Here is a 14,635-nt window from a genome sequence, read left to right on the forward strand (position 1 = left end):
CCAATTTTAATCCCATAAATAACGGAATACACGTTTTACTTTTGACATCATGCGGTCATCATTTTGATTATTATTGTTTTGATTACGAGTTTTTTGTTTCGTGGGTTGCTGTTGTACCGGCGTTGGTGCTGGTGCTGGTACTGGTTCAAAATGCTCTTGCTTTTCCTGCACATTTTTCCCACGTAATTTAGCTTTTTGATAAGAATGTTTAATTAATCCAACTCCACTTGTATATTGGGGCTCACGCACACCAATATAATCAGGAGTTGCTACACGAACATTTTCATGTAAAATATCATATGCAAGATCAAGAACACCTGGCATAGAAGCAATTCCGCCAGTTAGTACATAACCAGAAGCCACTTGCTTTACTCCTAACTTACGCACTTCATCTTGAACAAACATTAAAATTTCCTCTACACGAGCCTCTATTATATCCGATAATTCCAACTGAGAATATTGTTCTGTTTGATCACTTCCCATAATAGGAACCGTAAACATCTCTTCTTCAGATGCTGTATCATAAAAAGCATGTCCATATTTCAACTTAATTTGATCTGCATTTTCTGTTGAAGTTTTCAACCCAATCGCAATATCTTTCGTTATATGGTCTCCACCTAATGGTAATACGCTTGTCGCTTGTAACTCTCCATCTTTAAAAATAGATAAAGTTGTAGATCCTCCCCCCATATCAACAAGGGCTACTCCTCTATTTTTTTCATCTGAAGATATTGCAACTGTTGCAGCCGCTAAAGGTTGAAGACAAATATCAACAATTTCAAGACCTGCTTTTTCTACACAACGAAGTAGGTTATGTAGTAAAGTTCTCGAGCCTGTAATAAGTGTACCTTCCATTTCTAATCTTACACCGATCATCCCGCGTGGATCGTTAATCTCGTCAAGACCGTCTACGATGAACTGTCGAGGTACCACATCAATAAACTCACGTTCTGGAGCAATTGACACAACTTGTGCTGCATCTAGAACGCGTAAGACATCTTCATTCCCGATTTCACGATCTTCATTTGAAACAGCGACTACTCCGTGACAAGGAAGTAGCTGTACCTGGTTTGCATTGACACCTACTACAACTTGCTCAATGTGGATCCCCACCATGCGCTCAGCTTGTTCAATTGCTTTTTTAATTGATCGAACAGTCTCGTCTATATCAACTATCGATCCCTTCTTTAAACCATTTGATTTTACATTTCCAACACCAATAATGTTTAAGCTGTCATTAACCATTTCACCAATGATGACTTTAACATTGGATGTACCGATGTCAAGACTAACATATATTTCATTGCTGTTCATTCTTTGGCACCTCCTTCTTTATTTATACCATACAACTCAATATATGGAACAACAATCGCAACTTTACTATTTATAAGAAAAATATTCAACGTCTTTATACGTTTCCCTTTTTTAACCCTATATTTTTCTTATTTTTATTTAGCATTCAATTAAGAATATCGCAGTAAACTATGAATAACTGCTTATCTTGAAATAATTCTATTTCGAGTGTAAAGTTTACCGCCAAGTATAAGTCTACACTAAGATGTACTCATAGAAAAGTGAAACTTGTACCAATACTAGTATGAATCTAAGAATTTTTACATATTTTTCATCAAATGAACCATTCTTCTAAATTCGTATACACATAATAGAACATTCGTTTCGTTTTTTCTGCTATAAGTAACGAAAACTACCATTCTATTCTTTTTTTTCTTCCGCACCTAATTCTTTCGTATATGCACCTACTTCTAAGTCAATTAATACCTTCTTACCTGGCTCAATTGTTTTTAAAATAAGCGGATAGGCTTCCATACGTTTTGCGAAATTTTGAATTGTAGTGCTCACTTCATAACCTTCATTCATATATAAAGTAAGATGATCTTCATTCGCATTCGTTGGTGAATAGCGAATCTCCGAAATAGATTTTAAAATAGCTGGTGTTAATTTTTCTAGTTCAGCGATTAACTCCTTCATTTTCTCTTCTTTAAAAGGTTCGAAAATCGGTGCTGCAACAGGAAGTTTTCCGTTAGGTAGTACATCAAGCGTTTTTCCATTCTCTAATAACGGTTGTAATTTTCCCTCTTTATTTATATAACCAATCGTTAAATATTCTTCGATATGAATATCAATATTGTTTGGAAAACGTTTTTTTACATTTACTGCTTTAATTTCTTTTCGCTTCGTTAAGTTTTCTTCAGCTTTATGTGCTGTCACTCGGAAATAACTTGTATCATATGTCACGCCTGAATCCTTCATTACTTGTTCATCCGTCATATAGTGATTTCCAAACACACTAATCTTTTTTATATTACTAAGCGGAGACCGAAAATAAATTAAAAAGAGCACTAATAAAAATAAAATTGATATGTATAAAATCAATCGATGATTAACATTTTTTTTGTTTTTTTTCTTTTGATTTTTCAATTTTGGTACACGATCTTGTAGTTTAATCACTTTACTATTATTCATGTACGATCCCCCTATGTAACATAAAGAACGGCATGTTCCTCATGCCGTTCTTATCTTCTTATTATAACATAAATGATAATGAGCGGAACGAATAACCGTTATCTTCCAATGATTTCTACTTCTGTGTGCATATCTACATCAAATTTATCCTTAATTGTATGTTTTATTAATTCAATTAAAGACAATACATCTTGCGCTGAAGCTCCCCCAGTATTAACAATAAAATTGCCATGCATTTCAGAAATTTGAGCTCCACCAATCCTATAGCCACGAAGCCCTGCTTTTTCTACTAAATCTCCTGCAAAATGTGGGATTGGATTCCGAAATACACTTCCTGCACACGGGTGATTCCATGGTTGCGTTTCACGGCGGTAATCTTTATTATTTTGCATGCTACGTACAATTTCTTCACGTTTCCCCGCCTGTAATTGAAACACCGCCTCTAAAACAATACCAGGACGTTTCGTTTGCAATACAGATGCCCGATAAGAAAACTCCAGTTCTTTATTCGTTAACCAGTCAATTGCACCGTCTTCAAACAGAATGAGAGCCTTCGATAATACACTCGATATATCCGATTTATGTGCACCTGCATTCATATATACTGCACCACCGACACTTCCTGGAATACCGCTTGCAAACCCCAATCCAGCTAACCCTTGACGACTAAGTAAAGTTGACAATTTAATAAGAGGATATCCACTACCAACTCTTACCTTATGTTTTTCGACCTCTAAGTGATCTAATCCTTCTCCTAAACGGATAACAACACCTTCTATGCCTTGATCAGATACAAGAAGGTTTGAACCGCGACCAATTACAGTCCACTTCGTTTTGTATTGCTTTACTAACTGTAATGTTTTTTCAATACCTGCTACATGCTTTGGCACAATTAAAATATCCGCTGGGCCACCTATTTTCATAGTTGTATAACGTGCTAACGGCTCGTTAACCAAAACACGACCAACGTCTGCTTCTATAAGCTCATTTACTAATTGTTCCATAGACAATCTCCCCCATATTAAGTCTCCTTATGACAATAATATGCAGGGCGTTCACCTAACGTTATCCCTCTATTTACGGGCAGTACAGCTCCTAAATCAAAATTAGGTGATAACAAAGAAATTAGGCGGAATGAGGATACCAGTAAACATCCGATTAGTGAAAGGTAATAATCAAAGAGAGAGAATCACTCCCCACTGATTAAAGCCTCACTTTATTTTTTTACAAGTTTATTCATTACTTCATACAGCTTATTTGCTGCATCTGGAATACCTAGTTGCTTAGCAGCTAGCTTCATATTTTGTAATGTTTGTGTATCTAATAAAATCTCATCAATATCACGAATAAGCGTTTCAGCTGTTAAATCTTTTTCAAGTAACATTTTTGCCGCTCCTTTATCAACAACTGAACGTGCATTCTTTTCCTGATGATTATTTGTTACATACGGACTCGGTATTAACACACTTGGTTTTCCTAACGCTGTTAATTCTGCAAGTGTTGTTGCCCCAGCCCTTGAAACAACAAGGTCTACACCAGTTAGTACCTCTGGCATATTATGAATGAACGGCTTAATAATAACATTGCTTGGGTTCCCTTTTTGCTTCACGGCTTCCATCACTTTGTCATAATGTACTTCACCTGTTACATATAGTATTTCGTAGCTTTTGTTCCCAAACTGTTCAATTGCTTCAACGAAGGCATCGTTAATCGGTCTAGCCCCACGACTTCCACCAAATATAAGTACAGACTTTTTAGGAAGAGAAAGCCCAACTGAACGTTTCCCCTTCATTCCATTTTGTTCCATTACCTCTGATGCTCGTGGATTACCTGTCATTACCACTTTTGACTCCGGAAAATGCTCTATAGCTGCTTCAAAACAAACAGCAACTTTATCAACATAACGGCTTAAAAACTTGTTCGTTACACCTGGTACACTATTTTGTTCATGTACAATAGTTGGAATACCTAATTTGGCTGCAGCGTATACAACTGGTCCACATACATATCCACCCGTTCCAATTACGATATCCGGATTAAAACGACGAATATATCGTTTACTATCCTGTACACCTTTTAGAAAACGCATTACTGTTTTCACATTATCTAATGATATTTTTCGTTTAAATCCACTTATAACAATAGATTGAAATGGTATACCTGCTTTTGGAACGATTGTACTCTCTAGTCCATTTTCCGTACCAATATATAAAAATCTTGCTTCTGGATTTAACTTTTTTATTTCTCTAATTAAAGCAAGAGCTGGATAAATATGACCACCAGTACCCCCACCACTCACTAATACACGCACTACTAACTCCTCCGCTTCTCTTTTCTTATTTCCATTATATTTATTTCTATATACATATTGCATTTTTACACACATACGAAAAACCCTGTCTTATAAACAGGGTTTAGTAGCGAGAATGGCGACTTATATTTAATAATACACCTACTGCCATTAACATTAATGTCAAACTTGATCCACCATAACTTAAAAACGGCAAGGTAATACCCGTAACAGGCATTAGTCCTGTTACAACACCAACATTAATCATTACTTGAATCGCAATCATCGCCACAATACCTACTGCTAAAAACGTACCATATAAATCTGGCGCTCCTAATGCGATACGAATCCCGCGCCATAATAATAGACTAAATAATAATAACACAAATGAACCACCAATAAAACCTAATTCCTCGGATAAGATCGCAAATATAAAGTCAGTTTGTGGTTCAGGTAAATAAAGAAATTTTTGTCTACTTTGTCCAAGTCCAAGCCCAAATAATCCACCAGGTCCAATTGCAAGTAATGATTGGATAATTTGAAATCCACTCCCGAGCGGATCTGACCACGGATCTAAATATGATGTAATGCGTTTCATTCGATACGGTGCTGATGCAATTAACCCTACAAATCCTGCTACACCAATCAAACCAAACATTGCAAAGTGAAAAACTCTCGCTCCCGAAATGAATATCATAATGATACATGTCCCAACCATTACCGTTCCTGTCCCAAGGTCTGGCTGTAACATAATCATCCCAAAAGCAAGAAACACAAAACTAAGAGCCGGTAATAAACCACGTTTAAAAGATGTAATCAATTTTTGCCGTTCTGCTAAAAACTTTGCCAAGAAAATAATCATCGCAAACTTCATAAATTCTGACGGCTGAATCGAAAATGCCCCGATTCCAATCCAACTTCGTGCTCCTCCTCGAACAAGACCTACTCCAGGAATAAGAACGAGAATAAGAAGAATGAAGCAAACTAGCAAAATCACTTTTGAATACGTACGCCACACCCAATAATCAATTTTCATAATAAAAAACATAGCTACTACACCAAGACCCGCAAACAGTAATTGTCTTTTTGCAAAAAAGAATGAGTCCCCCATTTTATAAGAGGCCCAAACTGCACTCGCACTATAAACCATAATCATTCCGATTGTCAACAATGAAAGTGTTACGATGATGAGAATAAAATCAGGCGTTTTCTTCATTACCCACAAACACCACCTCTTTAGGCAGAACCTTTTGCCCTATGTAACAAAACATCAGTAGGTGTTAGCCTACTGATGTTTTGATTTACTTTATATAAGTTTATGCACAGCTTGTATAAAAATGTCTCCTCTTTCTTCAAATGTTTTAAATTGATCCCAGCTTGCACACGCTGGAGAAAGAAGAACGACATCACCATCTTTAGAATGAGCATAAGCTTTCACCACTGCTTCATCTAAAGTATCGACACTTTCAATTATATCTAATCCCGCTTTTTCTGCCGCTCTTACTAGTTTAGGAGCTGTTTGTCCAAATGTTACAATCGCTTTTACATTTTTGAAATACGGAATTAAATCATCGAATTCATTTCCGCGATCAAGCCCACCTGCTAGTAACACAATCGGTTGTGTAAACGCAGATAGTGCTTTCTCAGTCGCTAACATATTCGTTGCTTTTGAATCATTATAAAACTTACGGTTGTTAATCGTTGTTACATATTCTAAACGATGTTTTACACCCGTAAAACGTTTTAACACGACCGTAATTGCTTCATTAGAAGTACCTAATAATTTCGCAATACTCATCGCAGCTAAAATATTTTCTAGATTATGTTGACCAGGTAAAACGATATCGCTTACTTCAATAACTTTTTCACCTTTGAAATAAAGAGCGTTATCTTTTATACACGCACCATCTTCAATTTCTTTCGTTGTCGAAAACAGGATTTTTTGACCTTTAGAATACGCAGACAAAGCCATCACATCTGCATCATCCGCATTTATTACACTATAATCATTTTCTGTTTGGTTTTTAAAAATATTTGCTTTTGCTAAACCATATTCTTTCTTCGTCCCATGATAGTCTAAGTGGGCCTCAAATAAATTTAAAAACGCAGCAATTTTAGGTTGGAACAATTCTACTCCCATCAATTGAAACGATGAAAGTTCTGTAACTACAACTTCATTTTCTTTTGCATCCTGTGCTACTTCACACGCTACAGTTCCAATGTTCCCTGCAATTACAGGATGCTTTTGTCCTTCTTTTAGCATTTCAAATGTCAGCATTGTCGTCGTCGTTTTACCGTTAGACCCCGTAATCCCAACAAATGGTGCTTCTGAAATACGATATGCTAATTCAACTTCCGTAACAATCGGAATTTGCTTTTCTTTCGCAGCAACTAATATTGGATTAGAATACGGGATTCCTGGATTTTTTACTACAAGAGAAATATTTCTCTCTAATAATTCTAAAGGATGACCACCGCATACAACGTCCATTCCTTTTGCTTGTAATTCTGCAGCAAGTACATTCTCTGCTAAAGGCTTTCCGTCATTTACAATAACATTTGCCCCTAACTTTTGTAACAATGTAGCTGCTGCATAACCACTTTTTGCAATGCCCAATACAAGAATATTCTTATTTTGAAATTCAGTTACAGTTTTCAATTACATCCACACCCCGATATAAATTCCTAACACAGCTAATAAAAATCCTGCAGACCAAAACGTCACAACAACACGCCACTCTGACCAACCACATAATTCATAGTGATGGTGTAATGGACTCATTTTAAAGACACGTTTTCCTGTTGTTTTAAATGAAATGACCTGAATGATAACCGATAAAGTTTCCATTACGAATACTCCGCCAATAATTACAAGTAGCAATTCTTGTTTTAATAAAATCGCTACAGCTGCAATGGCTCCACCTAAAGCTAATGAACCTGTATCTCCCATAAACACTTTTGCTGGATTCGCATTGAATACTAAAAATCCAAGTACAGCTCCTACAACTGCCATACAGAATATCGCTACTCCAAATTGCTCTTGTGCCACAGCAATAATACTAAATGCTCCAAATGCAATAGCAGCTGTTCCTGATAATAAACCATCTAAACCGTCAGTTAAGTTAACTGCATTTGATCCACCAATAAGCATAAATAGTACAAGTACGAAATACACCCAACCTAATTCAAACTTAACATCCGTTCCCGGAATCATGATGTATGTGTGGAACGCTTGCCCTTTTCCAATTAAAAAGAATGCAATAGCAATAACAAGCTGACCTACTAATTTTTGCTTTGATGTTAAACCAAGATTTCTCTTCTTAACTACCTTTATGTAGTCATCTAAAAATCCAATCAATCCGTAACCAAACGTCACTAATAGTAATAACGAAACCTCTGCACCTAAATAATTAAACTTAATCGCCATAATAAGTGAAGTTACCATCATAGATACGTATATGACGATACCACCCATTGTCGGTGTCCCTGATTTTTTTTGGTGTGACTTTGGTCCCTCATCACGAATACTCTGTCCGAACTTTAATTTTCTTAAAAATGGAATAAACAATGGCGAAAGGGCAACAGAAATTAAGAATGCTACCCCAGCCGTTACTAATAAACCTTGCTCAAGCACATGTAGTCCTCCTCTCACGTTGTTACTCTTCGTTGTTTAAACGCCCTGTAATTGCTTCTTTAGCAACTTCACGATCATCGAAATGATGAACTTCTTTACCAATAATTTGATACGTTTCATGACCCTTACCAGCAATAATAATGATATCATCTGCTTTCGCTTTAGCGATTGCATGGTGTATTGCTTCTTTTCTATCAATGATCATTTCATAATTTTTCCCGCTTGCACCATGTACCATATCATCTAAAATAGCCGCTGGATCTTCACTTCTTGGATTATCTGATGTATAAATTGCATGAGTTGCATATTTTGTTGCAACACTTGCCATTATCGGTCTCTTCGTTCGGTCCCTATCGCCACCACAACCAACGATACAATACACATCACCTTTTGCAAATTGTTTTGCAGTTTTTAATACATTTTCTAAACTATCTGGCGTATGTGCGTAATCAACAATAACTGTATAATTTTGCCCTCCATCAACAACTTCAAAACGTCCTGGAACCCCAGCTAAATCCTTTATAACAGCAATGATTGTTTCTAATTTCACACCCGAAACAAGTCCTGCTGCTGTTGCTGCAAGTACGTTATATACATTAAATTTACCTATTAATTTCATCGTAACATTTACACTTTCATATGGTGTGACAAGCGTAAATGTAGTCCCGCCACTCGTCATAACGATATTTTTTGCCATAATATCACTTGTTGTATCAATACCATATGTTACAACTGTTGCTGCAGTACTTCTCATATACTCTTCTGTTACATTATCATCGCTATTGAGCACAGCGTACTTTTCACGATTATGATTATAACTATTGCCAAGCTGTGCAAATAGTAACCCTTTTGCATGTTTATATTCTTCCATCGTTTTATGATAGTCTAAATGATCTTGGGTTAAATTCGTAAACACCGCTACATCGTAATCACATCCGTGTACACGACCAAGATCTAACGCATGTGACGAAACTTCCATTACCGTGCTGTCCACACCTTGTTCAACCATTTTTGAAAACGTCTGTTGAAGTGTTAGTGCATCTGGTGTTGTATTTTTCACCTCAAATGTTTCATCACCGATTTTCATATTAATCGTTCCAATTAGCCCTGTTTTATGACCATGTGCTCGCATAATCTCATCCATAATATGCGATGTTGTTGTCTTTCCATTTGTACCTGTAATTCCGATTAAATGTAACTTGTGTGTCGGTTGACCATAAAAATAATCAGCTAAAACCGCTAACGAACGAAAAGTATTTTTCACAAGTACAACTGGAACGTCAACATCAATTGGTCTTTCCGCAACAATAGCAGCCGCTCCTTGTGCCGCTGCTTGCTTAGCAAAATCATGGCTATCAACCGTATATCCTTTCATACATACAAATAAGCTTCCCTCTTTCACTTTACGTGAATCAGCTTCTATAGATGTGATTTCTGGATTTTCTTTTGGAACAACTGGAAAATCATGCAAACATGATACAAGTGTATGCAACTTCATTTCACTAAACCCTCTCTACATTGTTTATTTATCTTTTTTCAGTAAGCAACACATTACCTCCTATATAAGGAGGTAATTGCTACTGACCTATTTATGAATGAGACACTTACTGTCTCAAATTAAGTAACTGTTCTATAAAGAACTCACTTCCACCAATTGTACCATAAAACGTACTATGTTACCTTTAATTCCCGAAGTAAATTCTAATTTTTGAGCCTTCTTTTACTTTAGCTCCCGCTTCTGGTGATTGTTTAATTACTTTCTCTCCATCTCCACTTATATCAAGCTTCAAATCGACGAGTTGTGTTTGTAAGTCTTTCTTTTTCATTCCAATTAAATTCGGAACTTCCACAGTTGGTGTATCGCCCCATTTATATTCTTTCTCAACTTGTTCTTTTCTCGGTTTCACTCCCATAACAGGAAGCGCATCTCGAAGGATATTCCCGACAATCGGAGCTGCTACCACTCCACCAAACTGTGTAACCCCTTTTGGATTATCAACAGCAACATACACAACAATCTCTGGATCATCCGCTGGAGCAAATCCGATAAAAGATACTATATAATTATTCTCTAAATATTTACCATCTTTCACCTTTTGAGCAGTACCCGTTTTTCCACCTACACGATATCCATCAATATAAGCACCTTTACCAGAACCTTTCGCTACAACATTCTCTAATGCATAACGAACTTTTTCTGAAGTTTCCTTGGAAATAACTTTTCTTTTCTCAACAGGTGTCTTTTTACTAACAACTTGATTATTTTTCGGATCAATAAACTCCTTAGCTATATACGGCTGATACAATGTTCCACCATTTACAGCCGCCGCTACAGCTGCTACTTGTTGAATCGGTGTAACAGAAACCCCTTGGCCGAATGAAGTTGTTGCTTGCTCTACTGGACCAACTTTATCTAAATTAAATAAAATCCCACTGCCTTCACCTTGCAAGTCAATTCCAGTCTTCTGCCCAAAACCAAAATTACGAATGTATTTAAATAATCGGTCTTTACCAAGGCGATCACCAAGTTCAATAAATCCCGGGTTACATGAGTTTTGAACGACTTCTAAAAACGTTTGACTGCCATGACCTCCTGCTTTCCAGCATTTCAATCTAGCTCCACCTACTTCAGCTGCTCCATCATCATAAAACGTATCCTTCTCTAAGTCTACTAAATTTTCATTCAATGCTGCAGCTAATGTAATGATCTTAAATGTTGAACCAGGCTCATACGTACTCCATACAGGTAGATTTCTGTTATACACTTCTGGAGAGACACTTTGAAAATCCGCTGGGTCAAAACTCGGTCGACTAGACATACCTAAAATTTCACCATTTTTAGGATTCATTGCAATCGCAATCATACCGTCAGGATTATAAGTTGACTCCGCAATATTCATTTCTCTTTCCATAATCCTTGTAATACGCGCATCAATTGTTAATCCTAAATTTAAACCAGCTTCTGGCTTTTTGAAATCATCACCAACATTAGGCATCCTTTGTCCTTTCGCATCTGCAAAAAAACGCACATGACCTTTGTCCCCATTTAGCTCTTTATCATAATATTTTTCTAGTCCCATAAGACCTTGGTTATCGCTACCTGCAAAACCTAATACATGTGATAAAAAGTTTCCAAATGGATAGTACCGGATAGAATCCTCTGCGATATACACGCCCTTCAAACTTAATCCTCGTACTTCTTTCGCTTTGTCATGTGATATTTTCCTTCCGCCTTTATCTAACCTTACAATCGATTCTTTTTTTGTAATCCTTTTATAAATCTCATCTTTTTCCACACCTAATACTGCAGCTAACTTCTCTGCAGTCTCTGCTGGTTTTTCAATTTGCCTCGGTACAACAAAGACAGTTGGAGCACTTTTATTCGTGGCAAGTTCCACACCATTTCGGTCTAAAATTTTCCCACGTTCGGGTTCAAAAGTAATATTACGACTCCATGAATCTTTCGCACGATCCGTTAACATATTCCCAAGAAAAAATTGCACATATCCAAGACGAATATCGATAATAGTGAAAATAAGTATACCTGATATAAGTATAAAAATAAGTCGTTTTCTAACTGTTACATTTGATACACGCATATCGGAACAAGCCTCCCTTACGCCTAGCTTGTTCCAATATATGCTTGTACTTATTTAATTAGAACTTATTCTCTTTTACCATTACGGCTTTTCTGCTTCTTGCTGTGGTTCGAGTGGCGGTACGAGTGTGACACCTAATTCTGTACCAGGTTGTAATAATGTTCCTTCCGCCACACTTTGTTCTGTTACGTATCCTGTACCAGAAGGTTTCAAGTTAAGCTGTAATGTCTTCGCTAAATTCATAACATCACGCAGTGCCCATCCTTGTATATTTGGCATTGTAGGCTTATCTCCTACCAAGAAGACTCGGTCGCCTTTTAATGTTTGTTCAGTCGCTTTTGGTACTTGTTGCTGTACTTTCCCTTCACCTAGTACGATTGGACGAAGTTTTGCTTTATCAATCGCTTTCCCCGCTTCAGCCATCGTTTTACCAGTTACATCTGGAACAGTAGTTTGTTGTTCTTTCAGATGTTTTTTCGGATCTTTCACTTCATTTGGCTTAATCTTTAAATACTCTAAACTATTTTTTGTTACATATTTAAAAATATCAGCTAAAGGTTGTGCGCCGTTCTCATCATCTTTTAATTTCGGCTGTTTAACAGCTACATACACGACAAGTTGTGGATCGTCCATTGGTGCCATACCTAAGAATGAGAATATATAATTCTGTCTTCCTGTCATATAGCCGCCTTTTCCATCCGGAATTTGCGCTGTACCTGTTTTACCACCAACTGAATATCCATCAATTTTATAAGCTGTCCCTGTACCTTTCGGAGATGTAACAACACGTTCTAATAACTGTCTTACTTGCGCTGCTGTTTCCTTTGTAACAGGTTTTCCTACTTCTTCTGGCTTATGTTCTAATTTTACTTTGTCTGTTATCGGATCTACAATTTTATCAATTGCATAAGGTTTCATCATTTTCCCATCATTTGCAATGGCCGTTGCAGCTTGTACAAGCTGAATTGGTGTTACAGTGGAACCTTGTCCAAAAGCTGTTGTCACTTGTTGTATTTGCTGATCAAATAAAATTGTATTCGATCCTTCACCTGATAAATCAATGTTCGTTTTTTCATCTAATCCAAAACTATGAATATATTTTCGGAAACGTTCTGGACCAAGTTTTTGATCTCCTAAAATTGCAAACGCTACGTTTGAAGAACGCTCTACCCCTTCATCAAACGTGATAGAGCCCCAACCAGCACCGCCATTATAATCTTTTATTTTCCTATTTCCGACTTGATATGTCCCGGATTGATAATAATCTTGTCCTTTGTACACACCTTCATTAATAGCTGCCGCTAACGTAAAAATTTTCATTGTTGATCCAGGTTCAAATGCATTGGCAATCGCGTCATTGAAGAAATATTTAATTTGGCGATCATTAGGGTCATAACTAGGTTTAGTAGACATCGCTAATATTTTCCCAGTTTTCGGATCTGCAACAATCCCTATTAAACTTTCTGGCTCATATTGCTTACTTGCTGCTTTCATCGCGTCTTCTAAATAACTTTGGACACGTTGATCAATTGTTAAATAAGCATTATCTCCATTTTTAGGTGCCTTTACATTAACTTTTCCCCCATCAAGGGACACACCTTTACGATCACCTGTATATGCTACTTCTCCATTCGAAGCACTTAAGTATTTATCCAAGCTTTTCTCTATGCCAAATTGACCTACCGAGGTTCCATTCTCATTTGGTTTTGCATGACCTATAACGTAAGATGCAAAATCACCGTTTGGATACACCCTTGCATTTTCTGTAATAAAAGATATTCCCGGCAACTTCAACGCTTCTATTTGTCCCTTCTTTTCTTTCGTCAAATCCTTGCCTAACGTTCCAAATTCGACTTGACTTCTACCTTCCTTGTTTAAAGAAGCTAAAATATCCTCTTCGCCTTTTCCAAGTACTCCTGCAATTTTCTTTGCAGTATCTTCTTTATTCTCAACTGAGTTAGCACCTTTTAGTGCAGCTACCATTTTGTAAGAGTTTGCGTCTTGCGCTAACACATGACCGTTTTGATCATAAATGGTTCCTCGGTTCGCTTCAAGAACTCCTTTTTTACTATGCTTTTGTTTAGCAAGTGCATCTAAATCCTGATTATGAACGGTTCCTGTTGATTGTATGTAAAAAAATCGGGCTAATAACAGCAAAAAGAGCAGGAGGAAAAATATCATAAAATAACCTGCTCCCTTATTGGTATGAAATTTAGTCATATTCTTCTTCATCGTTCCTTCACACCTATTGCCTTATTTGAGGCCTTTCACATTATTCGCATTAATTTCTAGCCCATGTTTTTTTGCAACTTCAGCGATTCGTTCATAGCGACTTAACTTCTCTACTTCAGCTTGTAATTCTTGATTTTCTTTTTGCTGCTGTACAATTTTTTCTTCTATCGTCGCTGCTTCTACATTAACTTGATAAAGGCCTGCTTTATTTCCAATAAACGCGACACAGGCATACAATAAAAAGCCAATAAACGCTACATACAACAGTTTTTCGATTCTTGTAATTTTCGCTTTAACCTTCGGCTTAGCCATCTGCTGTGGGGGCGTTTGAATTTGCACCTCTTCTTGCGCTTGTTGTTTGTACTTTACAGCTAAATTAGTCATACCTCTCTCTCC

General features: G+C 36.8%; 11 protein-coding genes. All 11 read right to left on the reverse strand.

All coding sequences use genetic code 11. From position 1 onward, the window contains the following. Nucleotides 1–6: 6 nt before the first annotated feature. The 11 genes from ftsA to ftsL all read right to left on the reverse strand — a co-directional run bounded on the left by ftsA (nucleotide 7) and on the right by ftsL (nucleotide 14,623). On the reverse strand, nucleotides 7–1,314 hold the full coding sequence (gene ftsA, locus AC3WVZ_RS18070) for a cell division protein FtsA (RefSeq protein WP_001087558.1): 1,308 nt from the start codon (nucleotides 1,312–1,314) through the stop codon (nucleotides 7–9). A 399-nt stretch (nucleotides 1,315–1,713) separates the two neighbouring features. Further along, entirely contained in the window at nucleotides 1,714–2,484 is a 771-nt protein-coding gene (divIB, locus tag AC3WVZ_RS18075; RefSeq protein WP_001065793.1) for a cell division protein DivIB, read from the reverse strand. Nucleotides 2,485–2,582: 98 nt separating this feature from the next. Continuing rightward, complete coding sequence (murB, locus tag AC3WVZ_RS18080) at nucleotides 2,583–3,488, reverse strand: UDP-N-acetylmuramate dehydrogenase (protein WP_233935232.1); 906 nt, start codon at nucleotides 3,486–3,488, stop codon at nucleotides 2,583–2,585. Between the two features lie 212 nt (nucleotides 3,489–3,700). After that, nucleotides 3,701–4,795, reverse strand: coding sequence for an undecaprenyldiphospho-muramoylpentapeptide beta-N-acetylglucosaminyltransferase (gene murG / locus AC3WVZ_RS18085; RefSeq protein ID WP_011110342.1), 1,095 nt, complete (start codon nucleotides 4,793–4,795; stop codon nucleotides 3,701–3,703). A gap of 103 nt (nucleotides 4,796–4,898) precedes the next feature. After that, nucleotides 4,899–5,990, reverse strand: a complete 1,092-nt coding sequence (gene spoVE / locus AC3WVZ_RS18090; protein ID WP_000753520.1) for a stage V sporulation protein E — start codon at nucleotides 5,988–5,990, stop codon at nucleotides 4,899–4,901. Between the two features lie 90 nt (nucleotides 5,991–6,080). Beyond that, a complete protein-coding gene (murD, locus tag AC3WVZ_RS18095) occupies nucleotides 6,081–7,433 on the reverse strand; it encodes a UDP-N-acetylmuramoyl-L-alanine--D-glutamate ligase (protein ID WP_000860115.1) in 1,353 nt (450 codons plus the stop codon). Then, entirely contained in the window at nucleotides 7,434–8,408 is a 975-nt protein-coding gene (gene mraY / locus AC3WVZ_RS18100; RefSeq protein WP_233935233.1) for a phospho-N-acetylmuramoyl-pentapeptide-transferase, read from the reverse strand. 22 nt (nucleotides 8,409–8,430) lie between these two features. Continuing rightward, the gene (gene murE / locus AC3WVZ_RS18105; protein ID WP_000766313.1) at nucleotides 8,431–9,906 is read right to left on the reverse strand and encodes a UDP-N-acetylmuramoyl-L-alanyl-D-glutamate--2,6-diaminopimelate ligase; all 1,476 of its coding nucleotides are present in this window, start codon (nucleotides 9,904–9,906) and stop codon (nucleotides 8,431–8,433) included. A gap of 184 nt (nucleotides 9,907–10,090) precedes the next feature. After that, nucleotides 10,091–12,007 (reverse strand): stage V sporulation protein D, encoded by a 1,917-nt coding sequence (locus tag AC3WVZ_RS18110; RefSeq protein ID WP_001266234.1) that lies wholly within the window; start codon nucleotides 12,005–12,007, stop codon nucleotides 10,091–10,093. An 81-nt stretch (nucleotides 12,008–12,088) separates the two neighbouring features. Beyond that, nucleotides 12,089–14,239: a penicillin-binding protein gene (locus AC3WVZ_RS18115; RefSeq protein WP_492226178.1), complete on the reverse strand. Its 2,151-nt coding sequence runs from the start codon at nucleotides 14,237–14,239 to the stop codon at nucleotides 12,089–12,091. Between the two features lie 21 nt (nucleotides 14,240–14,260). Next, nucleotides 14,261–14,623 carry a cell division protein FtsL gene (ftsL, locus tag AC3WVZ_RS18120; RefSeq protein WP_000182804.1) on the reverse strand — a complete coding sequence of 121 codons (363 nt, stop codon included), beginning with the start codon at nucleotides 14,621–14,623 and terminating at the stop codon, nucleotides 14,261–14,263. Nucleotides 14,624–14,635: the final 12 nt, after the last annotated feature.

Source organism: Bacillus sp. CPT56D-587-MTF (assembly GCF_058792335.1).

Coding starts and splice junctions, on each gene's coding strand:
- ftsA (WP_001087558.1), bottom strand. CDS start 1,314: ATGAACAGCAATGAAATATATGTTAGTCTTGACATCGGTACATCCAAT.
- divIB (WP_001065793.1), bottom strand. CDS start 2,484: ATGAATAATAGTAAAGTGATTAAACTACAAGATCGTGTACCAAAATTG.
- murB (WP_233935232.1), bottom strand. CDS start 3,488: ATGGAACAATTAGTAAATGAGCTTATAGAAGCAGACGTTGGTCGTGTT.
- spoVE (WP_000753520.1), bottom strand. CDS start 5,990: ATGAAGAAAACGCCTGATTTTATTCTCATCATCGTAACACTTTCATTG.
- murE (WP_000766313.1), bottom strand. CDS start 9,906: ATGAAGTTGCATACACTTGTATCATGTTTGCATGATTTTCCAGTTGTT.
- AC3WVZ_RS18110 (WP_001266234.1), bottom strand. CDS start 12,007: ATGCGTGTATCAAATGTAACAGTTAGAAAACGACTTATTTTTATACTT.
- AC3WVZ_RS18115 (WP_492226178.1), bottom strand. CDS start 14,239: ATGAAGAAGAATATGACTAAATTTCATACCAATAAGGGAGCAGGTTAT.
- ftsL (WP_000182804.1), bottom strand. CDS start 14,623: ATGACTAATTTAGCTGTAAAGTACAAACAACAAGCGCAAGAAGAGGTG.